The following is a 26,739-nucleotide window of genomic DNA, read 5'->3' on the forward strand; positions in this document are numbered from 1 at the left end:
CAACGATGAATGGAGGTCGCATACCTGATCCTGTTTCGAATCGGATGTACACCAATGGCGGCGAAATCGCTTGAACAGACCCACTTGGCTAACGACTGGCAAGCATAGCGGGATTGCGGCCCGGCACATTGAGATAGAGGGCGTGTCGCGCATCCGCAGCGCGCAGCCACAGATTTGCTGGATGATTCGAAAATTAACCCGACCCGGCCGTGCGCGCCGCTTAAGCTAACTGCGCCGCAACATGCGACAAACACTCAGGTCGACAAAATCTACGTGGTAGACGTCCAGGAGGTACGGAATGCCGAAAGCCGGTCATTGGCGTGGATCACGACCGATATTGATTGCGAGCATGTTGCCGCTTGCGGTCGTTCTCGGAACCGGAGTAGCGAACGCATCCCCGGATGACACCGCGCTGGCGCCTGCCATCCCATCGACGACAGCGGACTGGCTATCCCTGACGCAGCATGAGCCGGGGCACGGTCCTTCCCCGTTGCCGAGCCTGTTCGCTCTACTCGGCCGGTCGCCGGTCGACCTCGTACCTCCGCTCGACAGCCGCCGCGGCGATCGAGCTGTCGGCCCAGCGAATCCGCTCGTCGCCGACAGTTGGACCCGAGTCGAGACGGTGGACGCGCCGGAAACGCCGCCGGCCGTGGATCAGCAGCCGATCCAGGCCTTCTGCGAGCGCGTCCCGGTAGATCCCGACAGATGCACCGTCACCGCCGTCGACGCGGGCGTCGGTGCGGCGATCGGTGCAGGCATCGCCGCGGGAGTGTCCGCGCCCGTCGCGATAGCCGCCGGAATGGTCGGCGCGGCCGCCGGGTTCGTCGCCGGTATCCCGTTCATGCCGACCGGCTTGGTTGTCGGCCCGCTCCTCGGCGCGGCCGTCGGCGTCGCCGTCGTAGCCGGACCTGCCGCCCTGCTCGGCGCGGCGCTCGGGGCGTCGGTCGGGGCGATAGTGGGCATCACCACGCCTCTCCCGCAAGACGGCCGAACCGATGGATCCGGCGCGGCCACCACCTCGCCGAGATAAAACGCGGTCATCGATCCAGTTGTGCGTTGAGGATCCGGGCGATCTGGGCAACCGCACCCGGTTCGGTCATTGCGAGGTGGGCCGCATCGATGTCGAAAGTCGAAATCTGCCCGCGGACCACCTGCGCCCATCCCTCGTGACCCGCAGCATCGGATCGCCTTTCACGTGTCGCGGTGAAGTAGAGCATGTCGCTGTCGAATACCGCGGGCCGCCAGACGCCGGCCGCCCGGATCGCCAGGTTGTAGGCGTCGGTCAGGCGCTCGATCGTTGCGGCGTCGATGCCGAGGCTGTCCCCCAGGTGCCGTTCGATCAGGTCGGCGGCCTCCTCGGCGGTCGCATCGGGGCGCACGAAATCGACGCCCATGACCGGGCCGAGATTGCTGATCAGTTCGCCGGCCGTGACGGCGGAGAGCGTCGACTCGTCGACACCGCCCACCTCGGCGTCCAACAGTGCCAGTAGCGCAACCTGTTCACCGGCGGCGCGCATCTCGACGGCAATGGCATGGGCGATCACACCACCCAGCGACCAGCCGAGGAGGTGATAGGGGCCGTGTGGCTGAACCGCGCGAATCTCGTCGAAGTAGCGTTCGGCCATTTCTTCGATCGACGTCGGACCGGGCACCTCGCCGCCGATTTGTGGCGCCTGAAGGCCGTAGATCGGTCGACCGTCGGAGAGGTAACGGTCGAGTGTGCGGTAACACCACGACAGGCCGACGGCCGGGTGGATACAGAACAGTGGTGGTCGTTCACCGCCGGTCCGGATCGGCAGCAGCACGTCGAAGCCGACAGTCCGGTCGACGGTGGGCCCGGAGCGCATTCCGGATTCGATCCGCTTTGCCAGGTCGGCCGGGCAGGGATCCGACAGCATCCAGCTGATCGGAACCTCGTAGTCGAGTTCTTTGCGCAACTCGCTCACCACTTGCACCGACTTCAGCGAGTTACCACCCAATGTGTAGAAGTCGTCGTCGGCGCCCACCCGATCCATGCCGAGTACCGCTCCGAAGGCCCGTGCAACCTCCGCCTCCAGCCACGACGAGGGCTCCCTGAATTCCCTTAGCGCGAGCACCGGCTCCGGTAACCGCGTGCGGTCCAGCTTGCCCGACGCGGTGAGGGGCACCGTATCGAGCACCATCACCGTGGTGGGCACCATGTAGTCGGGCAGTTCGGTTGCCGCGTGCGCCATGACCACCGCGGTGTCGACAGTGGCGCCGGCGGCAGGCACCAGGTAGCCGACGAGGTGGTCCACCGCACCGGTGGAGTGCACCACAGCGATCGCCCGGGCGACGCTCGGGTGCTCGGCGAGCACTGCCTCGACTTCACCGAGTTCGATACGCAGGCCGCGCAGCTTCACCTGGAAATCGGTGCGTCCCAGGTATTCCAATTCGCCGGTGTGGCGCCAGCGCACCAAGTCGCCGGTGCGGTACAGGCGCCTGCCGTCACCGTACGGGTCGGGCACGAACCGTTCCGCGGTCAGGCCCGGACGTGACCGATAGCCGCGCGCGAGCTGGGCGCCCGCCAAGTACAGCTCCCCGGCAACACCGGGCGGTACCGGATGTAGCCGGTTGTCGAGCACATACGCCCGCGAGTTCCATACCGGTGTGCCTATCGGCATGCTCCCGCTGTCGGCCTCGGTCACCCGATGCGCGGTCGCGCACACGGTGAACTCGGTCGGCCCGTACAGATTGTGCAACTCGATCCCGGGCACTATTCGCTCCACCGCGGCCACCACCTCGGGGCCGAATGCCTCACCGCCCACCAGGAGCGTCCGCATCGACTCCAGCGACTCCGCAGGCACCGCGTCCGCAAGAACCGCCAGCATCGACGGAACGAACGCGGCGATCGTGACCCGTTGGGTGGCAATGGTTTCGGCGAGATAGGCCGGGTCGGTATGCCCGTCGGCTCGGGCGATCACCATCCGCGCCCCCATCGCCAGTGTCGCGAACAGCTCCCACACCGACATGTCGAACGTGGCCGGGGACTTCTGCAGCACCACGTCATTCGGCGTCAGTGCGTAGCTCTCGTTGACCCACCGCAGCTGGTTCACCACCGAACTATGCAATACCGCAACACCTTTCGGTCGCCCGGTCGACCCCGAAGTGAAGAGCACGTACGCGATGTTGTGCGGTCGCAGCGGTGCGAGCCGATCGGCGTCGGTGACCGGCGCGTCATCGAATCCGGACAGCTCCAGCCCATCGAGGGACGACAGCTCCAGCACCGGCGCGGCGACCGACAGCAGGTACGCGATGCGGTCGGCCGGAAGGTCCGGATCGATCGGCACGTACCCACCGCCGGCAGCGTGCACTGCGTACATGGCGGTGACTTGGTCCAGTGAACGCCGCATCCGCAGCGCCACCAACGACTCCGGCCCCACTCCACGGGAGATCAACCACCGCGCCAACCGGTATACGCGAGACGCGAATTCCGCATAGGTCAGCGACTGTTCGCCGAATGTCACCGCGGGCCGGTCCGCATGCGCCTGCACGGAGTGGGCGAAGACCGAGGCGAGCGTCTCGCCGGGAGGGAGCCCGCGATCGGTCGAATTCCACTGCACCAGAACGGCTTCCCGCTCATCGGCACCGAGCAGATCCACCTCGTGCACCGGCTGTGCCGCATCGGTGACCAGTGCGCCGAGCAACCGCAGCAGGCGATCGACGATCGTGGTCACCGTCGTCGCGTCGAAGAGGTCGCTCGCATAGGTCACCGCGCCGCTGATGCCGGCCGGGGCACCGGCGGAGTCGTAGGAATCCGATACCGCGATCTGCAGATCGAACAGTGCGGTGTCGGTGTCGGCCGTCATTGCCGACACCGAGAGCCCCGGAAGTTCGAACTGGGCCCCGCCGATGTTCTGGAATGCCAGCATCACCTGGAACAGTGGATGGTGGGCGTGCGACCGCACCGGGTTCAGCTCCTGCACCAGCCGCTCGAACGGAACATCGGCGTGCCCGAACGCGGCCAGATCGGTTCCGCGCACATGCTCGAGCAGCTGGGTGAACGTCATCCCCGGGGTCAACCGGGTCCGCAACACCAGGGTGTTGACGAACATCCCGACCAGATCGTCGAGCTCCGGCTCGCCGCGTCCCGCATACGGAGTGCCGATCGCGATGTCGTCGGTATCGGCCAGCCGGGCCAACGTGGCCGCCAGCGCGGCGTGGAAGACCATAAACAGTGTCGTGTTGTGTGCCCGCGCGACCCGCTGCAATCCCGCGTGCAGATCGGCGCCGACGGTTATCGGTACGCTCGCGCCCGTGTGGGTCTGCACGGGCGGGCGCGGTCGGTCGGTCGGCAGCTCGAGCAAAACCGGAAGTTCCGCCAATTCGACTGTCCAGTAGTCGATCTGGGCGCGTAGCAGCGAGTCGGGATCGTCTTCGGTCCCCAGCACGGTCCGCTGCCAGATCGCGTAGTCGGCGTACTGCACCGGCAGCGGCGGCCGGCTCGGTGTCTCCCCGACAAGGTGTGCCGTGTACGCGGCCATCATGTCCTGTGCCAGCGGGCCGAGCGATGCCCCGTCGCAGGAGATGTGATGCACCACCACGGCCAGGATCCACTCGTTCGGCCCGAGCTCGAACAACCGGAGTCGCACCGGCGCCTCGACAGTCACATCGAACACTGTCGAGACGAACGCCGACAACGCTTCGGCCAGTTCATATTCCGCGACCGAAGTCACGGTCACCGGCGCGATCGCCTCGGCGGTGGGAAGGACAACCTGCGACGGCTCGCCCTCCCCATACGGGTATACGGTCCGCAGTACCTCGTGCCGGGTCAGCACATCCTCGACGGCCGCGCGCAGCGCGTCGAGATTCAGCTTTCCGGACAGCCGTAGCACGATCGGAATGCTGTAGGCCGCCGAGCCGGGGTCGAGCCGGTTCAGGAACCACATTCGCTGCTGTGCGTACGACAGGGGAATTCGCTGCGTCCGTTGCTGTGCGGTCAGCGCCACCCGACCGGTGTCGGCCCGCGATTCGGCGCGCGCGGCCAACCGCGCGACCGTCGGCGCCTCGAAAATCATCGACGCCGGGATGGTCGCGTCGAGGGCGGCACCGATCCGCGCGGCTAGGCGGGTGGCCACCAGGCTGTTGCCGCCCAGTTCGAAGAAGTCGTCGTCGGCGCCTACCGGACTATCGATGCCGAGGACCTCGGCGAATACGCCGGCCACTATTTCCTGCACCGGCGATGCCGGGGCCCGGAATCGCTTGGCCTCGACGACGGGTGCGGGCAGGGCCGCGCGGTCGAGTTTTCCATTCGGCGACAGGGGGATCGTGTCCAGGATCATCACCGCGGCGGGCACCAGGTACGACGGCAACACCTCGGCCAACGACGCCCGCAATTGTTCGCCCGACAAGCTCACCCCCGCTTCCGGCACCGCATAGGACACCAATAGCACCGAACCGGTGTCCTCCCGCCGCGCCACGGTGACCGCGTATGCGACATCCGCCCGCGCGCTCAACACCGCGTCGATCTCGCCGAGCTCGATACGGTAACCGCGGATCTTTACCTGGGAATCGTTGCGCCCCAAAAATTCCAGGGCACCGTCGGTATTCCAGCGCACCACATCACCCGTGCGATACATGCGATGTCCCGGTTCCCCGAACGGGTGCGCCACGAACCGCGCCGCGTTCGTCGCAGCCCTGTTCAGGTACCCGCGCGCCAGCGCAGGACCCGCCAGATACAGCTCTCCGGCCACCCCCACCGGCGTCGGCTGCAACCGGGCATCCAAAACCAGCGTCTGTACTCCCGGCAGCGGGGTACCGATCGTCGGCCGGTCGGCCGGTCGCAGCGCACCCGTCGCCGTGGCGGCGATCGTGGCCTCGGTCGGCCCGTACAGCACCTGGAACTTCCTGGCGCCCGCGATGTCGGTGCCCGCCCATCGGCTCACCAGATCCGCCGGGACCTCCTCACCACCGGACATCACCAGCCGCAAGTCGTCCAGCCCGGCCGGATCCACCGAGGCGAGCGCGGCCGGGGTCAGAAAGGCGTGGGTGACTCGCTGTACGCGCATGAGCTCGGCCAGCTCGCCGCCGCCGTAGATCCCTGTCGGCGCCACGACCAGTACAGCGGCCCGGCTGACCGCGATCAGGATCTCCATCAGTGCGGCGTCGAACGACGGCGACGCGAAGTGCAAGACCCTGGACGTGTGCCGAAGCTCGCGGTCGGCGCGCCACGCCGAGACGAAGTCCGCGATGCCGGAATGTGTGACGGCGACGCCCTTCGGCACGCCGGTCGATCCGGAGGTGAAGATCACGTAAGCGACATCTGAGGCCCGCAGTGGCCGCGGCCGCTCGTCATCGCCGATCGGGCCGCTGGCCGACGCGTCGATCCGCGCGGCGACGGCCGGGTCGTCGAGCACGATCCAGTTCACCGAATTGGGCACCTTGGCACGCGCCGACGACACCGTAATTCCCAGCGTCGCATCGGAATCCGAGACCATCTGCTCGATCCGGCTCGCGGGATAGCCCGGGTCCACCGGCACGTACGCCGCGCCCGTCTTGACCACCGCCCACCACGCGACGACGGATTCCAGCGACCGCGCTGCCGCCACCAGCACCGGATGTTCCGGTCCGGCGCCACGGCGGATCAGTACCCTCGCCAGCCGGCTGGACCGCTCGTCCAGCTGCGCGTACGACAACGTGACATCCCCCGCGACGACGGCGATACCGTCGCCACTGTCCCGCACGGCCGAGGCGAACACGTCCGGCAGCAATCCGGAGGGCTCCCGCGCCGCCACGGTATGCGCGCCCACCCGCGACGTGAGCGCCGAGCGCTCGTCGGCTTCCAGCCAGTCGATATCCCCGATCACTACGGCCGGATCGTCGGCGACGGCTTCCAGCACCCGCACCAACCGTCGGACGATCGCCGCCGCGGTCGCCTCGTCGAACAGATCCCGCGCATAGGTCATCGTTCCCGAGATGCCCTGCACCACACCGGCATTGCCGTACGAATCGGACAGCACCAGTTGCAGATCGAACTGGGTCGCCCCGGTATCCACATCCACTCGGGTGACCCGGACACCGGGCAGCGTGATATCGGCCGTCGACACGTTCTGGAACGCGAGGGCCACTTGGAACAACGGATGCCGCGCCGCCGATCGTTCCGGGCTCAACGCCTCCACGACCTGCTCGAACGGCACGTCCGTGTGCTCGAACGCAAGCAGGTCCGTCTCGCGAGTGCGCATCAGCAACTCGGCGAACGGCTCGCCCGTATCCACCCGGGTCCGCAATGCGAGGGTGTTCACGAACATGCCCACCAGATCGTCCAGAGCGGGCTCGCCGCGCCCTGCGACCGGCGTGCCGATCACTACATCATCGCTGTCACCGAGACGCCCCAATACCGTTGCCAGCGCCGCATGCATCACCATGAACAGCGACGACCCGCGCGACCGTGCCACCGCGAGCAACCGCTCGTGCAGCCTGGCATCGATCTCCACCGGAACCCGGCTTCCCGACAGCGATGCGACGGCCGGGCGTGATCGGTCCGCGGGCAGTTCCAGCCGGTCCGGTGCACCCGCGAGTGTCGAGCGCCAGAACTCCAGCTGCGCGGACATCAACGACTCCGGATCGTCCTCGGTCCCCAGCATCTGCCGTTGCCACCACGCGAAATCCGCGTACTGCACGGCGAGCGGCTCCCATTCCGGCGCACGCCCGGCCAGTCGCGCGGCATACGCCGCCATCACGTCACGGGCCAGCGGCCGCATCGACTGACCATCGCCTGCGATGTGATGGACCACCAGCACCAGCAGGAATTCTCCTGTGTCACCGTCGAGCTCGAACAATCCCACTCGCATCGGCACTGCGGCCGTCACATCGAATCCGCGCCGCACGAACTCACCCACCACATCCGGGACCGAATCCGCGGGCACCCGCACCGGCTCGACCGGCACCGCGGGCTCGTCGAGGACGACCTGCCGCGGCTCACCGGAGACTTCCGGATATATCGTCCGCAGTACCTCGTGACGTGTCATCACATCCGCGAGTGCGGCCGCCAGCGCCGTGGTGTCCAGCCGTCCCGACAGCCGCAGCATCACCGGGATGTTGTATGCCGCAGAGTCCGGCTCGAACCGGTTCAGGAACCACATCCGCTGCTGTGCCAGCGACAGCGGCACGGGGTCGGGGTGCACTCCGGGCAGCAGGGGCAACCGGCCCCCACCGCTGAGTGTCCTCGCGAGCGCGGCCAATTCGCCGACGGTCGGCGCCTCGAACACCGACCGCACCGGCACGCGCACGTCCATGGCCGCACCTATGCGTGCCACCACCAGCGAGGCGCTCAGCGAATCGCCGCCCAGCGCGAAGAAGTCGTCGTCGACTCCCACCTGGTCCACGTCGAGTACCTGCTCGAATGTCCGCGCGACCAACTCTTCCAACCCCGGCGATGGCGCCCGGAATTCGCGGGCGACCGCAACCGGTTCGGGCAACCGCTCGCGATCCAGCTTCCCGTTGGCGGTCAGCGGCACCTCGTCCAGCACCACCACCGCGGACGGCACCATGTACCGGGGCAACGCCTCGGCCAGCGCCGCACGCAACTCCTCGCCCGATACCTCCGCCCCGGGCGCGGGCACGACATAGGACACCAGCAGCACCGGTCGTCCCTCATCGCTCCGCGGCACGGTGACGGCGTATGCCACATCCGCACGCGCACCCAGCACCGCGTCGATCTCCCCCAGCTCGATCCTGGTGCCGCGCACCTTCACCTGAAAATCGTTGCGCCCCAAGAACTCCATCTCACCATCAGCTGTGCGACGCACCATGTCACCGGTCGCGTACATGCGCTGACCCGGCTCCCCGAACGGGCATGCAACGAACCGCGCCGCAGTCAACCCCATCCTGGCGACGTACCCATGGGCCAGGCCGGGGCCGAACAGGTACAGCTCGCCCGCGACACCGGCTGGGACGGGCCGCAACCAGGTATCCAGGACCACGGCCGCGACCGGGCCGACCGGCCTGCCGATCGTGATCGCGGAACCCGGTGCCAGAGCGTCGGAGGTAGCCCAGATAGTGCATTCCGTCGGCCCGTAGACATTGACCATGGCGCGATGCGGCGCCCACCGCTCGACCAGTTCCGGTCCGACCGGCTCGCCGGCCGCTGCCAGCACGCGCAGCCCGTCGAGACCATCGCACGGGACTGTCGCCAGCGCTGACGGGGTCACTATGGCATGCGAAATACCTTCTCGCCGGATCAGATTCGCCAGCTCGGGACCGGCGTAGACATCGGCAGGCGAGACGACGAGCCGACCGCCCGAGCCGTGCGCCATCAACAGCTCGAACACCGAGGCGTCGAAGCTGGGCGAGGCGACCTGCAGCACCACCGACGTCGGGTCGACGCCGAGTACTCGCCGCTGAGCCGCGACGATATCGACCAAGCCGCGATGGCTGACGAGAACGCCTTTGGGCGTTCCGGTCGACCCGGAGGTGTAACTCACGTACGCGGTCTGATCCCGCCGAATCGGCCCGCCGCGTTCGGCATCGGTGATCGGCGCGGCAGGGACCGAGTCCAGGGCGCCGAGCGTCTGCTCCGTGTCGAGGATCAGCCAGTCGGTGCCATCCGGAAGGTGCTTCCTGGTGGACGTATCGGTAAGCCCGAGGATGGTTTTCGAGTCCGATAGCAGAAATTCGATGCGGTCCGATGGCAGGGCCGGATCAATCGGCAGGAAGGCGGCGCCCGTCTTGGCCACGGCCCACAGTGCCACCGTCGCCGCAAGGGATCGCGGAAGCACAGATGCGACGACCTGTCCCCGCCGGGCGCCGTGCCGCAGCAGGACCCGAGCCAGACGTGCAGAGCGCTCGTCGAGCTGCCGGTAGGTCATGGCGGCCGTACCGCACCGCACCGCGATCGCGTCGAGTTCGGCGGCAGCGGACGCGGTGAGTATGCGGTCCAACGTGTCCGGAATCGCAACTTCCGCGACCGAATCCGGCCACAACGGCCCCGGTTCCTCGTCGAGCGGCAGCTCGCCCAGCCGCACATCCGCGTTCGCGGCGATCCGGCACAGCAACTCGACGAAGCGGTCGAGGATGCGACGCGCCGAGGCGGTGTCGAATGCACGCTCGTGGAATCGGAGGATGATCCGCAGCCCCTGTGCCTCGCCGTCCTCGGACTGCTTCGGTTCCACAGCCAGGATCAGCGGGTACGGCGTCGCGTCCACACCACTGAGTTCGTCCACCCGCAGGCCCGCCGAATCGACGAGTTCCTGCAGCGCCGTCCGGTCGACGGGGAACGACTGGAAAGTGATCGCGGTATCGAAGAGTTCGGGCAGGCCGACGCTGCGGTGAATCTCGGGCAGGCCGATATGGTGATGCTCCAGCATGCGCGCGTGCCGCGCTTGAATGCCGGTCAGCAACTCACGCACCGTCATGGTGGGTTCGAGCGGGACTCGCACCGGAACCGTGGTCAGGAACATGCCGAGCGTCTGATCGACTTGCGGCAACTCCGGGGGCCGGCCCGACACCGCGGCGCCGAAGATCACATCGGTCTCACCGGTCGATACGCGCAGATTCAAGGCCCAGGCCGCGGCCACCGCCGTATTGATGGTGACGGCCGCTTCCGCCGCCACTCGACGGAGTTCTGCGAAACGATCCGCGGTGAGTTCGGCCGCGACCTCGGCGGCGGATACGGAGCCCGCCGCAGCGGCTTCGCGGGACACCCGGGTGGGTGCGTCGACATCCGAAAAGGCTTGCGCCCATGCCGCTTTGGACGCAGCGCTGTCCTGTCGACCCAGCCAGGACAGATATTCGCGGTAGGAGGGAGCGGGCCCGGCGGAGTCGATATGTGCGGGAGATCCGTAGTAGTCGAGCAGTTCTCGCATCAGCAACGGCATCGACCAGCCATCCAGGATCACATGGTGATTCGTCACGAGCAGCCGGAAAGAGCCCGCATCGAGGCGGATCAGCGTCAAGCGCAGGAGCGGAGGAGCCGACAGGTCGAATCCCGCCGCCGCGTCCGCTGCCGCAATGGATCCCGGGTCGGCGGGGGATTCCGGATCGCCACCACCGGCGAGATCGATCTCCCGGAACGGGATTTCGGCATGGTCCAGCACGATCTGGCACGGCCCTGCGGCCGTCTCCACAAAGGCGGCCCGCAGGATATCGTGCCGGTCGACCACGGCCTGGGCAGCACGTCGCAGGCGCTTACCGTCGACCGCGCCGGATAATCTGATCATCGTCTGGACGGTGTAGTTGTCCCCGGCATCCGGGTCGAACGTCGAGTCGAAGTGCATCCCGGATTGCATGGGCGACAACGGCCAAATGTCGGACAGGCCGCCGTACTGCCGTTCGAGCCGATCGATCTCCTGTTCTGTCAGCGCGACGAGCGGATAATCCGAGGTGCGATCCGTCGTCGGGCGTCGCGGGGGTTCCTCGATGGTCACCGGAGCCGTATCGCGGCCCGCCAGTGCGGCGAGGGCGGCAACCGTCTTGCCTTCGAACACATCTCGCGGCGTGAACGTGAGCCCGGCGGATCTCGCCAGCGCCACCAGCCGCATCGAGACGATGCTGTCCCCGCCGAGCGCGAAGAAGTTGCTGTCGGCGGACACCGTGTCGAGATGGAGCACATCGGCGAAGAGTTGCGCCACGACCTGCTCCGTAGGCGTCGACGGTGGCCTGCCGCCCGCGGCGTCGAGATCGAAGGTGCGCTGCCGCAATGCTTTCCGATCGATCTTTCCCGTTGGCGTGCACGGCATCTCCTCGAGCTGCACGATCGCCGCGGGATTCAGATAACGGGGTAGCCTGCCCGCGAGATCGCCACCGAGTGCCGCCACATCCACGGCAGCGCCCGGCGCGGCGACGACATAGGACACCAGAACCGGTTCGCCCGCAGGCCCTTGCACCGCAACGGTGGCGGCGCTCGCCACGTCCGGGTGCCGGGCCAGGAGGGCATCGATTTCCCCCGGCTCGATCCGCAGGCCGTGAATCTTGACCTGTTGATCGCAGCGGCCCAGGTATTCCAATGCCAACCCGGCGCGTCCGCGCACCCAGCGCACGGAATCACCGGTGCGGTAGATCCGCTCGCCACGGGTGGATCGCGGATCCGCAACGAAGCGCGACGCGGTCACGCCCGGTCGATCTATGTACCCGCGGGCAAGTCCGGGCCCACCGATATAGAGTTCGCCCGCGACACCGATCGGAACCGGTCGCAGCCACGTGTCGAGAACCATCGCGGACGCGCCTCGGATCGGGCCACCGATCGTCACCGGCTCGCCGGATGCGAGGGCATCCGACCCCGTCGCCCAGATCGTGCACTCGGTCGGTCCGTAATGATTCATCAGCCGTCGCCCAGGGGCCCACCGGTGCACGGTGTCCGGCCCGGTCGCTTCGCCGACGACCGCGAGCGTTGTCAACGACGGCGTCCGGGACGGATCCATGGTGTTCAACACGGACGGGGTGATGATCGCGTGCGAAACCTGCTGCGACCGAATCAATTCCTCGAGGTCGGTCCCCGCGTACACCTCTGGTGGCGCCACCACGAGACATGCGCCGCTGCTGTGCGCCAACAGCAACTCCGACAGGCAGGCGTCGAATCCTGGCGACGCGACCTGCAACACCACCGAATCCGTACCCACACCGAAGGCGTCGACTTGCGCCGCGACCAGGTCGGCCATGCCTCGATGGCTGAGGTGGACCGCCTTCGGTTTGCCGGTCGATCCGGACGTGTAGATCACGTATGCCGCATTGTCGGCCGACAGCCTGTCGGCCCCGGCCGGACGAGGTAGACCCGCATGAGCGTCCGAAGCCGAAGCGTCCAGCATCAACCAGTCGACAGTGTCCGGAAGCTGCGGCGCCACAGCGCTGGTCGTCACGCCCAGGGTGGTCCGCGAGTCGGACAACAACTCCCCGATCCGCGCGGCGGGATTGCCGGGATCCAACGGCAGGAAGGCGGCGCCTGTTTTCGCCACCGCCCAGATCGCGACGACCAGTTCGGCCGAACGGGGAACGGCCAACGCGACGATCGACTCGGCGCGAGCACCATGGCCGGCCAGCAGGCGAGCGAACCCGTCGGCGCGACGCTCCAACTCGCGATAGGTCCACGTGGTGTCACCGCACCGGACAGCAACGGCATCCGGATACCTGCGCGCGGTCCCCGACAGGATGTCGCGCAGCACGAGCTCCGCGGACGGCTCCTCGCTGACGACCGAAAGCAGTTCCGCGCGTTCGGAATCCCGGCAAGCGGAGATCTCGGCGACCTTCCGGGCGGGATCCATGACGATCTGCGTGAGCAGCAGTTCGAATCGTTCGAGCAGCGTGCGGGCATCGTCCGAATCGAATCGGTCGGTGGCGAATTTCAGCGTCACCGTGTAGGTGCCGGGCTCGTCGGCGTCCGGTCTCCCGCCGCGACTCGACCGCGGCGGGGTCACTTGCAAACTCAGCGGATATGGCGTCGCATCGTGTGCGTCGATCTCGACGAGCCGCAATCCGGCGTCGGAGAGATTGCGTGCCAACAGTTCCCGGTCGAGCGGATAGGACTCGAGCACCGTCGCGGTGTCGAACATATCGGTGATACCGGTGGCCCGTTGCAGCTCCGCCAAGCCGATGTGCTGGTGATCCAGCATTGCGGCCTGCTCGGATTGCACGCGGACGAGCAGGTCGCCGACGGTTTCGTCGGGTTCGAGCCGGACTCGGACCGGCAGCGTGTTGACGAGGAGCCCGACCAGGCGCTCGACATCCGGAATCTGCGGCGGGCGGTGCGAGAGCGTATTGCCGAACACCACGTCCGACCGTCCGGTCAAGACGGCCACCAGCAATGCCCACGCCGCTTGCAGGGCTGTGTTGGCAGTGACGCCGTGCGAACGGCCCAGATCGAGAATCGCGGCGGTGGTCGCGGCGTCCAGGTTCAGGCCGACTTCGCCCGCGTGCGCGATGACGGTCCGACCCGGCCCGCTCGTGACCCGCGTCGGACTGTCGATTCCGGCGAGCATCTCCCGCCACGCGGCGGTTGCGGCGTCGCGATCCTGAGCCTGTAGCCACTGCAGATACTCGCGGTACGAACGAGGGAGCGCGAGCTCGGCGGTATCGCAATCGGATATATACAACGAGAGCAACTCGTGGATCAGCAGGGGCATCGACCAGCCGTCCAGCACGAGGTGGTGGTTGGTGACCAGCAACTGGAACATATCGACGCCGGTGCGCACGAGGTGGAAACGCACCAGCGGCGGTCGGGCGGGGTCGAACGGAGCCGCAGCCGCCGTCGCGAGTCGACGAAGTGCTTCTGCCTGCCGGCCGGCATCGGTGATACTCGACTCGTCCCAATCGACCTCGGTGTCGCGCAACACGATCTGACGTGGCCCGTCGGCAGTCTCGACGAACGCGGTACGCAGGCTGTCGTGCCGGTCGATGAGCACCTGCGCGGCCCGCCGCATCCGCTCCCCGTCCACCTGCCCGGCAAACGTCAGCGCCGCCTGCACGATGTAGCCGTCGTTGCCGTCCCGGTCGTAGATCGTGTGGAACAGCAGCCCGGACTGCAGGGCGGTGAGTGGCCACACATCGGTCATCGACGGGTATTCCCGCAGCCAGTGGTCGACATCGTCCTGCGATACCGCGATGAGCGGGAAGTCGGATGGGGTGAAGCCGGGTGTGGTGTCGGATCGGACGTGATCGGCGAGCGCCCCCAGGGCTCGAGCCCACAGCCCGGCGAGTTCGTCGACCTCCTCGTCACTCAACACCTGCGAAGCGAACTCCCAGGTCGCGTCGAGTTCGAGCCCGTCGCGACCTTCCTCGGCGATCGCATTGATATCGAGCACGGCGGACAGCGCCATCTCTGGATCGCTCGTCGCGGTCAGTGCGGTGAATTCGGTGGTGGGTGCCCAGGGCCCCGAGCGTTCACCGACACCCACCCGCCCGAGGTAGTTGAAACTGATCTGAGGTTCGGGCAGGTCTGCGAGCTCGGCGCTTCCCCGGGAATCGAGATAACGCAGCATCTGATAGCCGATGCCGTTGCCGGGCACCGCGCGCAGTTGCTCCTTCACCTGCTTTATCGCCAGTCCCGCACCCTTGCCGCCGGCCAGCGCATCATCGAGGTCGACATTCTCCCATTCGATCCGGACCGGAAAGCGTGTGGTGAACCAGCCCACGGTGCCGCTGAGATCGGCGCCGGGTACGGCCCGCTCCTCGCGGCCGTGCCCCTCCAGCGAGATCAACTCTCCGGCGGCCGCCGCACTACCGCGCCTGCGCCGCCACTCACCGAGTGCCAGTACCAGGGCCGCCAGCAGCGGATCGTTGGCACTGCAGTGAAAGCGGTCCGGAATGGTGGTGAGAACCGCCTCGGCAACCGCTGCCGGAATGCGCTGATGTACCCGGCCCGCCGTGGCCCCGACGTCCCGACCCGGGACCAGGCGGCGCGATCCGAGTAGCTGATCGCCGGGCTCGAGTACGTCTTTCCACAGGTCGAGCTCCGCCGAGCACCTGCCCGGCGCCTGTTCGACCAAGCCGTGCACCCATCGCCGGAACGAGGTGGTGACCGGGCCGAAGTGCGGTTCGCCGCCGTCGGAAACCTGCGACCAGGCCTGTGCGAGGTCGGCGAGAATGATGCGCCACGAGACCGCGTCGACGGCGAGATGGTGGATCACCAGCCACATCAGGTCGGGCCCGGAGCCATTGCGATCCTGAATCCAGACGGCCTGAACGAGCACACCGTTGCCCGGGTCCAAGCGATCCGCGGCTTTGTGCAGGTGCCGGTCGACTTCGGCAGCGTCACGTCGATCGAACCGAACATCGACGAGCGCGGCGTCCGGGTCGACCGCTTCCCGATCGAGTACTTCGACGTGCCACCGATCAGCCGAATCGCCACCGTGCAGTACCGCACGCAGCATGTCGTGGCGGTCCAGCAGGGATCGCAGCGCGCGCACAAGACCCGCTCGATCGACCCCGTCGGGCAGCTGAACGAGCGCGGCCTGCGCAAATCGGTCGTAATGACCCCGATCGAGCATTGCGCGCATGATCGGCGACAACGGCATCGGCCCTGTGCCGTCACCGGGCAACTCGGCCAACTCGGGGGTATCGCCGGCTTCCGTCGCCGTGGCCGCCAAGCCCGCGACGGTCTTGTGCACGAACACATCCTGTGTGGAGAAACTCAGGCCCTCGGCCTTGGCACGCGCCACCAGCCGGATCGACAGAATGCTGTCGCCGCCGAGGGCAAAGAAGCTGTCGTCCGCCCCGACGCGAGGCACGCCGAGCACCTCGGCGAACAGCCTTGCGACCGTCTCCTCCCGGCCTGTTTCCGGCGCCCGGCCGACCGGCGCGGTCCCGAATTCGGGCTTCGGCAATGCGCGGCGATCGAGCTTGCCGAAGGCGTTCACCGGGAGGCTGTCCAACGCGAGGACCACCGCCGGGACCATATGCGGCGGCAACGAATCGCGGGCGAAGCGCTGGAGCTCGAACGGATCGATCCGACGGCCACTGACCGGGACTACATAGGACGCCAGCACGGTCGTACCGGCATTGTTCTGCACCGGCACCGTGACGGAAAGATCCACGTCCTCGTGTGTGGAGAGCGCGGCGTCGATTTCACCCGGTTCGATCCGGTATCCGCGGATCTTGACCTGGAAGTCGCTGCGCCCCAGCATTTCCAGCGTCATTTCGCCGTTGTCGCCGGTCCAGCGCGCGTTGTCACCGGTGCGGTACATCCGCTCGCCGACATCGCCGTACGGATCGGCGACGAACCGGGCGGCGGTTTCGACGGACAGATGGCTGTATCCACGGGCCAATCCCGGCCCGGCGAGATACAACTCGCCCGCTGTGCCCTTGGGCACCGGTTGGAGCGTTCGGTCCAGCACCATCGCCGAGAAGCCACGGATGGGGCCACCGACCGTATGCGCACGGCCGGGTCGCAGCATGGCACCGACGGCGGTCACGGTGGTTTCGGTGGGACCGTATTCGTTGTACATGGACAACGACGGTGTCCACCGCTCGATGACGTGCGGTGGGCATACGTCACCACCGACCACGACCACCCGCAAGTCGGTCATCGGACGCGGGTCCACAGTTGCCAGCATCGCGGGCGTCAACGTCAGGTGGGTCACATGCTCGTCGGCCAGCAGTTGCGTGAGCGGCTCACCGCCGGTCACCTCGGGCGGCACGATCACCAGCGTGGATCCGTTCGCGAAGCAGGTCAGAAACTGCTCCAGGGAGGCGTCGAAACTGGGCGAGAGGGCATAGGACACGCGGGATGTCGTGTCGATGCCATACGTGGCGGCGCGGTCGGCAACGAGATTCGCGAGGCCGGTGTGGGTGACCTGGACACCTTTCGGCGTTCCGGTGGATCCCGAGGTGTAGGTCATATAGGCGACATGGGATGGCCGTAGTGGTCGGATCCGGTCATCGTCGGAAATCGGCCCGCCCGCGGCCTCTGATTCCCACCGGGTCGCGGGGCCGTCGAGAACCACATGGTGTATCTCCTGCGGGAGCCGCCCGCGCAGGGCATCGACCGTGATCGCCACAGCTGCGCCGCTGTCGGCGACCATATGTGTTATCCGCTTCGACGGGTACTCGGGGGCCAACTGGACAAACGCGGCCCCGCATTTCGCGACCGCCCACGTCGCCACGACCGATTCGACCGAGCGTCGCAGCATGATCGCCACCGCCGTGTCCGGCCCACAGCCCAGCGTGATCAGATGCCGGGCCAGCTGGGAAGATCTGGTGTCGAGCTCGCCATACGTCATCGTCTGCCCGGCCGAAGCGATCGCGCACGCACTTCGATTCCGGCGCGCGCTCTCGCTCAGCATCTCCGGAAGCAGCCGTGTTTCGACCCCGCTGGGCCCCCGCACCGGCAGCAGCGCAGATCGTTCCTGTACTTCGAGCAGCGGCAGTCTACTGACCGGACATCCCGCTCCCCCGGCGAGGAACTCGTGCAGAAACATGAGGAACCGGCGGTGGTGCCCGCCGAGTTCCTCAGGGCTGTAGGCATTCGGATTCCCCTGGAAGTCGATATGTGTACTGGCCTTGCCCGCGCCCGGGTAGATATTGACGAAAAGGTCGGCGGTAGGGCCTGAGGTGAGGACGTGCAGGCGGCCTGTCGTGTTGCCCAGCACAACCTCGTTCTCGATCATCATGAGGTTCACGGCCGGTCCGAAGGATGCCGCCTCGTCGCGCGCAATCCCCATATCGTGGAATAGGTCTTCTTGGCGGTAGCGCTGCCGCCGAAGGGCACTCGTCAACTCGCCCTGCACAGCGGCGATCAGTTCACCGACGGTGCGGCCCGCGACCTGCACTCGCAGCGGGACCACATTTGCCACCATCCCCCCGGAACGGCGCAGCACGGCAGAGTGCCGACCCGAAACCGGCAGGCTCAGCAATACTTCATCGCTTCCGGTCATCCGCGCGAGATACGCGGCAAACGCCGCGACGATGGTCGCAGTCGCGCTCTGGCCATGCTCGGGCGCGACACTGCCCAGCAGCTGCGCGGTGGCGTCCGGCAGCTCTGTGCTGACCAGCGCCGGATGAATGGTGGGCTTGCCCACCCGCCCGGCCAGGCTGACGACCGGAGGCGCGCCTGCCAGGTGCTCCAGCCAGTATCCGCGGTCGTTGTCGAAACGCGCCGAACCCTGGTACGCCAGATCCTGCTCGACGACGGCCCTCAGATCCTGCGCCGCGCACGGTGCCGGTACCTCGGACTTCAGCCAAGCGTTGTACAACTCCGTTATCCGGTGCAGCATTGTTACCGCGGCAAATCCGTCGAGCGCAATATGGTGCGCGCGCTGATACCACAGGAAATGGTCCGCGCCGACCTGGAACACAGTGCTCGTCATGAGGTTGTCGTTCATCAAGTCCAGCGGAGCAGAATAATCCTGAACCATAATTCTGTGCGCAGTCGCAACCGGATCGGAGTGCCGGCGCAAGTCCATAACCGACACCTGAGCGCCATGTTCCTCGTCGACGAACTGGCATGGCTCTCCGTCGACCTCGATCAGGCGCATATGTCCGGATCCGAACTCGCGACTGGCGGTTCTGCATGCCTCGGCAAGCAATTCCGCGTCCAACTCGCCTTCGATCTCGACGTATTGGGCCACGGATATCGGCGACGACTCCGCGAGATGCTGGGCAAACCAGATTCCCCGCTGCGCCGCGGTCAGCGGAAGAATGTCGAATGACGACGGCCGCGCGTCTCCATTACTGTTGGCGCGCGCGCCGGAACCGATACCAGAATCCGGGTTTCCGGAAGAGCGGAATGGGCCGGTTTGCAACGATTCAGACCGGTTCGGACTGCTATCGGTACCACTCTTCGACTGGTCCACTTCGACCTCCGCTTATATCGTTCGTTTCAGGAACTCAATAAGCGCGAGCACCGGCTGCCGATACGGTGTCGCGCGCCGGACCGACGAACAAGAACAAGGTCTGGCCGTCCACGATCTCCAACACGCGCACGGTCTCGAATAGTTCGAGTCCGCGCTCCTCCCTGGCCAGCGCAGCCAGCTCCGAACGATCCGAGACCTGCGACGACGACGCCCACTTCCCCGCCGTCAGCTGCGATACGATCGCCCGCCGCTCGGATACCGCCTGGTACACGATGGCATCGTCGCCGCCCCCGACATCGTTACCCGATTCGTCGGCCACACCGTCCAGCACACCGGTGATCGCAGCGCCGACCGCACCCCCGCACGGAGGTCGCTGTAACGAATGCAAAACAATCCCCGGCGGCCCCGCCGCCAGAACAACCCCCCGAACTGCCGATATACCGACTGTGGACATACCGGACATCCCCTACTCGAAAACAACTTGTCCTGTGGGATTCGCAACGGACACGTCAACCGATTGCATCCCGACCGATTTGCCGCAGTTGTGAGCAAAGCGTTCGCACCGCATATGGCGGCAAATGCGTTGTCGGGTTCAGCGTGAATTCAGGGTATAAGCACTCAACGAGCTCGCGGATGCGTTTTTCATCGAGGGGCGCTCGTCCGATCGAGGCAAGGGCGAGATACCCCACGATGCGATAGACAATCGTCCCCGACGATACGCGCACTGCCAGATCACCGGTGCCATGCGCGGAATACAGCGGAATACAGCGGAATACAGACGTTCGATGATCAGCCGATTGACCGGATCGGTAAGGATGCGATTCCCCGGGCCGGCCACGATGTTCCGGTGTCTCACCCAGCAGCGGCCGGACCGCGTGTCTGCACCGTTTGGATCACATGGACGCACAGCTCGCCGGATTCGTCGACGATCTTTACCTCGACCACCACAGCGGTGCGGCTGGCGCGCATCGGCTCGGCGACCGCGTGCGCCAGCCCGTGGATCGGACGCAGGAAGTGCGTTGTCGAATCGGTCGTCGCGGGCAGTGCTCCCGGCGCGGCGTTGAGAACCGCGCACACCGCGGCCGCGGCATCGGCCAACCCCATCAGTGCGCCGCCGTGCAAACCTCCCCCGGTTGTCGACAGCTCGACGGCGTGGTGCAGGCGGGCAGCTACCACAGCCGATGTGAGTTCGGTGAACTCCACGCCGAGGGTACGCACGAACGGAGCAAGTTTGTAAACGTCTTCGGAAGTGATGGTCATGGTCGCTCTCTCATCATTGTAGAGATCTCACTCTACAATTTTCTAGAGAGTAATCTCTACACCCGTGGTGAGATTCGTACATGACACCGCGGCGATTCTCGACGCCGCAGCGCGACTGCTGGCTGCCGATGGCGTGGCCGGCGTCACGATGGCTGGCGTGATCCGGGAATCGGGCGCGCCGAGCGGATCGGTATACCACCGCTTTCCCGACCGTCCCTCCTTGCTGGCTGCCCTGTGGAACAGGGCCGTCGGGCGCTTGCACCACGACGCTTACGTCTTGTTCGGCGAGGACGATCCCGTCGAGGCCGCAGCCGCGGTCGCCGGCCATGTCGTGACGTGGTGCCGGAGCAATCCACTCGATGCGCAGGTGCTGCTGGCAGGAGTCCACAGCTTTGCTCACCAGAGCTGGCCCGGCGCTGCCTGCGAGGAGCGCGACAACGAATCCGCTCGGTGGGACACCGCGATCCGCGGGCTCGTCCACGCGTTACGTGCCGAAACCGGACTGTCCACGGCCACGATCGCCCTCGCCGTGATCGACCTGCCCTATGCCGCGGTGCGGCGATATCTTACGACCAGCCGGCCGATACCCGCCGAACTCGACGACCAGGTGCCCAGCATCGTGCGCACGTTGCTGCACAGCTTGCCGACCGCAGACGAGGACCGCTCCACTGACCCCGCCCTGTCCGGACAGCCGCCCGCAAGCAAGCGGCATCCCGGCCCCGCACGGTAGCCTCAGCGCTGCATGAGGTCGCGAATGCCAGCAGCTCGCCAAGAGATGCTGTACGTGCCCCCAGTCGGACTCGAACCGACACTTTGCAGATTTTAAGTCTGCTGCCTCTGCCAATTGGGCTATAGGGGCGCCCGGTCAGCGTACCGACTCGTACTGCCGTACCGGAATTCTGTTCTGCAGGCTAGTGCATCTCCGGTGGTGGCCAGAGTAATGCCGCCATTGCGCAGTCAGGTGCCGTCGTGGGCGGCTACCGATGCGGTGCCGTCGGAGGAATTCGCATCTGGCCGGTTGGCGAGGACGGAGTGGCGGCGGCCGTAGGCGAAGTAGACGATCAGGCCGAGGGCCATCCAGACGAGGAAGCGCAGCCAGGTTTCCACCGAGAGGTTGAGCATCAGCCATAGGCAGGCGAGGACGGCGAGGACGGGGACGAGCGGGACCAAGGGCACGCGGAAGCCGCGCGGGAGTTCGGGGCGGGTGCGGCGCAGGATGAGGACGCCGATGGCGACCAGGACGAAGGCGAAGAGGGTGCCGATATTGACCATCTCCTCGAGGGTGCCGAAATCCACGAAACCGGCGAGCGCGGCGCAGACGACGCCGACCACGATGGTCAGCCGAACCGGAGTGCCGTTCTTGCCGGTGTGTGCGAGCTGACGCGGCATCAGTCCGTCGCGCGACATGGCGAACAGCACGCGGGTCTGTCCGAGGAACATCACCATGACGACCGTGGTGAGTCCGGCGAGCGCGCCGACGGAGATGATGTTCTTGGTCCAGGTGGCGCCGTGCTGCGCGAAAGCCGTTGCGAGCGTTGCGCGGTCACCGGACAGCGCGGTGTAGGGCACCATTCCGGTGAGGATCAGCGATACCGCGACATAGAGAATCGTGACGATCACCAGCGAGCCGAGAATGCCGCGCGGCACCGAGCGCTGCGGATCCTTCGTCTCCTCCGCCGTGGTCGCGACGACATCGAAACCGATGAACGCGAAGAACACCAGACTGGCCGCGGCGAGCAGGCCGTACCAGCCGAAAGTGCTGTGACCGGCACCGGTGAAGTAGGAGAACAGCGACTGGTGCAGCCCCTCCCCTTCCGCGCCGGACTGCGACGGCGGGATGTAGGGCGTCAGGTTCGACTTGTCGAAATAGGTGGCGCCGACAACGAGAACCACCGCGATAACGCTCAGCTTGATGGCGACGGCCACCGCCGAAACCCGCGACGACACCTTGGTGCCGACCGCCAGCAGCACACCCAGAACCGAGATGAGAAGTACCGCACCCCAGTCGAAGTCGATCGGACCCAGATGCACGATCGGCGAATGCGATCCCATCACCTCTCCGAGGTATTGCGACCACCCCTTGGCGACCACCGACACCGCGAGCGCGAACTCCAGGATCAGATCCCAGCCGATGATCCACGCGACGAGCTCGCCGAAGGTGGCGTAGGAGAACGTGTACGCGCTGCCGGCAACCGGAACCGTCGAGGCGAATTCGGCGTAGCACAGCGCGGTCAGCCCGCAGGCGATGGCGGCGAAGACGAAGGCGAGGGAAACCGAAGGTCCGGCAACATTGCCCGCCGTCCGTGCGGTGAGCGTGAAGATGCCCGCACCGACGACCACGGCGACACCGAAGACGGTGAGATCCCAGGCGGTCAGCTCCTTACGCAGTTTCGAATCGGGTTCGTCGGTGTCCCGGATGGACTGCTCGACCGATTTGGTGCGGAACAGACCGCCCCATCGAGTTCCTGGGGTCGCCAACACTGTCTCCTTGCCGTCGTCGACGGGTTCTCCGTCTCTAGTGCACACCGGCCATATGTCGGCTCACCCATGGTGTGAGTGCGACGACGATCAGACCGGCACAGATCGCTACTGCTCCGGTGATGCCGAAGTACGCGAATTCGTGGTCCGCGTCATAGAACCGAGCCAAAGTACCGGACATCGAGGTTCCAATGCCAACGGAGAAGAAGTACAGCGCCATCATCTGAGCCCGGAACGCCTCGGGCGCCAACTGCGTGGTGACCGAGAGGCCGATCGGGGAAAGCAGCAGTTCGGAGACCGCGAATGCGCCCATGATGAGCAGTACCGCCAGCGCAGGCACCGATTTGCCGCTGCTCCCCGAGAACAGCACGAATAACCAGAACGCCAGCCCCATGCCGATGACGCCGAGGGCGAATTTGCGCGGTGTGCTCGGCGCGCGATTGCCCAGCTTGGTCCACATCAGCGCGAACAGCGGCGACAGGCAGATGATCCACACCGGCTCGACCGAACCGATCCAGTTCGACGGCGCGGTCCAGCCGAAGATGGTCCACCGCATCCGCTCATCGGAGTACACCGCGAGGACGGTGAAAATCTGCTGGAACAGCGACCAGAAAACCGCATTCGCGATGAACAGCGGAATGAAGGCGCGGACCCGGCTGCGCTCGACGGGCGTCACCTTGGCGCTGGTCAGCATGAGTACGAAGTAGGCGAGCGAGGCCGCGATGATGACGACGGTGGTGACCTCGGAGAGGTTGTCCAGATTCACCAGGCCGGTGATCAATGCCAGCGCGACCACGATGGCCGCACCGGCCACGATGCCGAGGATCGGCCCGGCGGCGTTGCGCGGCAACGGGTTGGGCACATGCCTGCCCGCGGTACCGAGGTTGCGCCGGAACACCACGTACTGCGTCAGCCCCAGCGCCATGCCGACGGCGGCCGCACCGAAACCGTAGTGAAAGCCCCAATTCCGTTGCAGCAGACCGGTGAGCAGCGGACCGACGAACGCACCGAGGTTGATGCCCAGATAGAACAGCGTGAAGCCGCCGTCGAAGCGCGGATCACCCGGCCGGTAGAGGGTGCCGAGCAGCGAGGACGCATTGGCCTTCAGTCCGCCGCTGCCGAGCGCGACCAGCACCAGGCCAACTCCGACACCACTCAGTCCGGGCAGAATCGCCAGCGCGATATGCCCGGCCACCACCACGACGCCGCCGTAGAAGACGGTGCGCTCCATGCCGATCAACCGGTCTGCGATCCACCCGCCGAGCACCGTGGACAGATACACCAGCCCGCCGTACGCGCCGACGATCCCGACGCCGGTGCTCTGCGATAGACCAAGTCCGCCCTCGGTCGTCGAGTAATAGAGGTAGTACCCGAGGATGGTGAGCATTCCGTAGAACGAGAAGCGCTCCCAGAGTTCGACTCCGAAGAGGTTGGCCAACCCGATGGGATGACCGAACAGGCTCGGCTCCCGAACCGGTTGCTCCGCCATTGCTGCGTCGGACATGCTCAGACCATCCCATATAGGCAGGGAATTCCCGGCATCCTGAACAAAGTTTCCCTGCTCAAGGCCTATATACCTGGGCATGCCAGAGCGGCCGCAGGAGCAATCCACCAACCGGCACGTCCATCTTGGAAATACTGCTTCAGTGCGCCTCGCCAGCGAATTCGAGGCAACGTCGAATATTCGTCGACCGCGATCGGTGACGCACAGCACTCGACAAGAAAACCGGAGAATTCCCCGGTAAAGTTCGCCTCGCTGGACGGGGAAACCTCGTTTGTTGGCTGGACGGGGGAACCTGATGAAGCGCTCGAGCGCCCATGCGGCGCTGCTGCTCGCCGTGATCGGCGCGCTGGTGTCGCTGCTCGGCACCGGGTGCGCGTCGGTATCCGCGGTGGACGCCGAGCCCGTCGTCGGCGCGCTGCAGGAACCTCCGCTGACGGCCAATACGCTGCACGCCGAGCTGCGCCTGCCCCTGCTGCGGTGTCAGCTGCCGGCGATCGAGATGAGCGCGGCGGGCCAGCGGCAATTCGTGCAGACCGAGCTGGACTGCCTGACCAAGGCCTGGGATCCTGCCCTGCGCGCCGCGGGTATGAGCCTCGCGCCGCTGCAACTCGTCGTGGTCGACAACGTGACGACCGGCTGCTCGAAACAGGTCCAGTCCACGGATCCCGCGTTCTATTGCGGCGGCAATGTGTACTGGCCGACCGACGATCCGATCCATCGGGGTTGGGGTTCGCAACTCGGGCAGTACCTGATGTTCGTAGTGATGCACGAATACGGCCACCACCTGCAGTCCTCCACCGGCATCCTGCGTAGCGCCGATCGGGATATCGATACCGCGGGCGAGAAGTCGCCGCTCGGACTGGAACTCAGCCGACGCATCGAACTCCAGGCCCAGTGCCTGGCCGGAGTGATGCTGGCGGCAGCGCAGGCCGGCGGCATGCTGACCCCGGCCGAGGCCGTGGATCTGATCGATATCCAATCCGATACCGAGGAGGATCCGACCCATGGCACCGGCGTGAACAGCCGACGCTGGGTCGAAGCCGGTTACCGCGGCGCTTCGACGTCATCGTGCAATACCTGGGCTGCCGCGCTCGACGAGGTGGAGTGACCAGCCTCAGGCTATGGACAGGGCGATGCCGTCGAGGATGTCGTGTTCGCTGACGATGAGGGCGGAAATGTCGGCGCGGCGGGACAGTTCGTAGGCGAGTACCTCGGTGATGACGGCGCCGCCGCCGATCACATCGACGCGGCCGGGATGCATGGGACCGAGTGCGGCGCGTTCGTCGTGGTTCATGCCGATCAGGCGATCGCAGACCTCGCGTACCTGGTCCAGGGTGAGGCTGGTGAGATGGACTCGCGCCGAATCGTATTCGGGCAGATCGAGGGCGACGGCGGCGATCGTGGTCATGGTGCCCGCAACGCCGACCCAGGTGTGCGCGCCGTCGACGGGAACCTTGGCGAAGGCCTCATCCAGTCGTTCGGTGGCGAATTCCCGTGCGGCGGCGACCTGTTCGGCGGTCGGCGGATTGCCGGGCAGGCACCGTTCGGTAATGCGGACGCAGCCGATATCGGCGGAGAATGCGGCCCGCACACCATTGCTGTCGCCGACGACTAGTTCGGTGGAACCGCCGCCGAGATCGACGACAACGAAAGGCCCTGCCTCGCTGGCCAATTCGCCGACCGCACCGGCGAAGGACAGCCGCGCCTCCTCGTCACCGGTGATCACCTCGGCCTCCGCACCCGCCACCACGGTGCCGAGTTCGGCACGGGCCATGGCGAAGAAATCCTCGCGGTTGGCGGCATCGCGCGTCGCGGAGGTCGCGACCATCCGCACCCGACCTACCCCCGCCTCCCGCATCAGCGCGACATAATCGGCGAGCGCAACCCTGGTGCGCTCGATCGCCTCCGGCGCAAGCGCCCCCGTCGCATCCACCCCCTGCCCCAGCCGCACAATGCGCATCTCCCGATGCAGATCCGCCAACCTCCCGTCGCCGAGCACCTCGGCGATCAATAGTCGAATCGAATTCGTCCCGCAATCAACAGCCGCTACCCGATCATTCATGCTCAGCTCCGCTCATCTCAGCCCCGGCCAATTTCCCACTCACGCTCACCGGCGCGCCCGGTCATCCCAGTTCCTACGCCGCCCGCAGCGCCCCCGCGCATTTCGGCACCACGCTCATTCCAGCGCCCACGCTCATCTCAGCGCCCACGCTCATTCCAGCGCCCACGCTCATTCCAGCGCCCACGCTCATTTCAGCGCCC

General features: G+C 66.5%; 9 protein-coding genes and 1 tRNA gene. 3 read left to right on the forward strand and 7 right to left on the reverse strand.

The genetic code is table 11. The features are described 5' to 3' along the window. Positions 1–349 precede the first annotated feature (349 nt). The gene (locus tag OIE68_RS26140) at positions 350–1,030 is read left to right on the forward strand and encodes a hypothetical protein (RefSeq protein WP_327093734.1); all 681 of its coding nucleotides are present in this window, start codon (positions 350–352) and stop codon (positions 1,028–1,030) included. 7 nt (positions 1,031–1,037) lie between these two features. Here the strand turns inward: OIE68_RS26140 and OIE68_RS26145 are convergent, their stop codons facing one another. The 3 genes from OIE68_RS26145 to OIE68_RS26155 all read right to left on the reverse strand — a co-directional run bounded on the left by OIE68_RS26145 (position 1,038) and on the right by OIE68_RS26155 (position 20,495). Continuing rightward, on the reverse strand, positions 1,038–19,139 hold the full coding sequence (locus OIE68_RS26145) for an amino acid adenylation domain-containing protein (protein ID WP_419150800.1): 18,102 nt from the start codon (positions 19,137–19,139) through the stop codon (positions 1,038–1,040). Positions 19,140–19,269: 130 nt separating this feature from the next. Further along, positions 19,270–19,566 (reverse strand): hypothetical protein, encoded by a 297-nt coding sequence (locus tag OIE68_RS26150; RefSeq protein ID WP_327093735.1) that lies wholly within the window; start codon positions 19,564–19,566, stop codon positions 19,270–19,272. 521 nt (positions 19,567–20,087) lie between these two features. Continuing rightward, a complete protein-coding gene (locus OIE68_RS26155; protein ID WP_327093736.1) occupies positions 20,088–20,495 on the reverse strand; it encodes a PaaI family thioesterase in 408 nt (135 codons plus the stop codon). Positions 20,496–20,559: 64 nt separating this feature from the next. Between OIE68_RS26155 and OIE68_RS26160 the strand changes: the two genes are divergently transcribed. Continuing rightward, positions 20,560–21,225 carry a TetR/AcrR family transcriptional regulator gene (locus OIE68_RS26160; RefSeq protein WP_327093737.1) on the forward strand — a complete coding sequence of 222 codons (666 nt, stop codon included), beginning with the start codon at positions 20,560–20,562 and terminating at the stop codon, positions 21,223–21,225. 55 nt (positions 21,226–21,280) lie between these two features. On the opposite strand, the gene OIE68_RS26165 is transcribed toward OIE68_RS26160, so the two are convergent. The 3 genes from OIE68_RS26165 to OIE68_RS26175 all read right to left on the reverse strand — a co-directional run bounded on the left by OIE68_RS26165 (position 21,281) and on the right by OIE68_RS26175 (position 24,477). Next, positions 21,281–21,354: transfer RNA gene (locus OIE68_RS26165), tRNA-Leu, on the reverse strand. A gap of 98 nt (positions 21,355–21,452) precedes the next feature. Further along, the gene (locus OIE68_RS26170; RefSeq protein ID WP_419150565.1) at positions 21,453–22,976 is read right to left on the reverse strand and encodes an amino acid permease; all 1,524 of its coding nucleotides are present in this window, start codon (positions 22,974–22,976) and stop codon (positions 21,453–21,455) included. Positions 22,977–23,010: 34 nt separating this feature from the next. After that, the gene (locus OIE68_RS26175; RefSeq protein ID WP_327093739.1) at positions 23,011–24,477 is read right to left on the reverse strand and encodes a peptide MFS transporter; all 1,467 of its coding nucleotides are present in this window, start codon (positions 24,475–24,477) and stop codon (positions 23,011–23,013) included. Positions 24,478–24,772: 295 nt separating this feature from the next. On the opposite strand from OIE68_RS26175, the gene OIE68_RS26180 reads away from it, so the two are divergent. Further along, positions 24,773–25,585, forward strand: a complete 813-nt coding sequence (locus OIE68_RS26180) for a neutral zinc metallopeptidase (protein ID WP_327093740.1) — start codon at positions 24,773–24,775, stop codon at positions 25,583–25,585. Positions 25,586–25,591: 6 nt separating this feature from the next. Here OIE68_RS26180 and OIE68_RS26185 read toward each other — a convergent pair whose 3' ends face one another. Then, entirely contained in the window at positions 25,592–26,539 is a 948-nt protein-coding gene (locus OIE68_RS26185) for a Ppx/GppA phosphatase family protein (protein ID WP_327093741.1), read from the reverse strand. Positions 26,540–26,739 lie beyond the last annotated feature (200 nt).

Source organism: Nocardia vinacea, from assembly GCF_035920345.1.
GTDB lineage: Bacteria > Actinomycetota > Actinomycetes > Mycobacteriales > Mycobacteriaceae > Nocardia > Nocardia vinacea_A.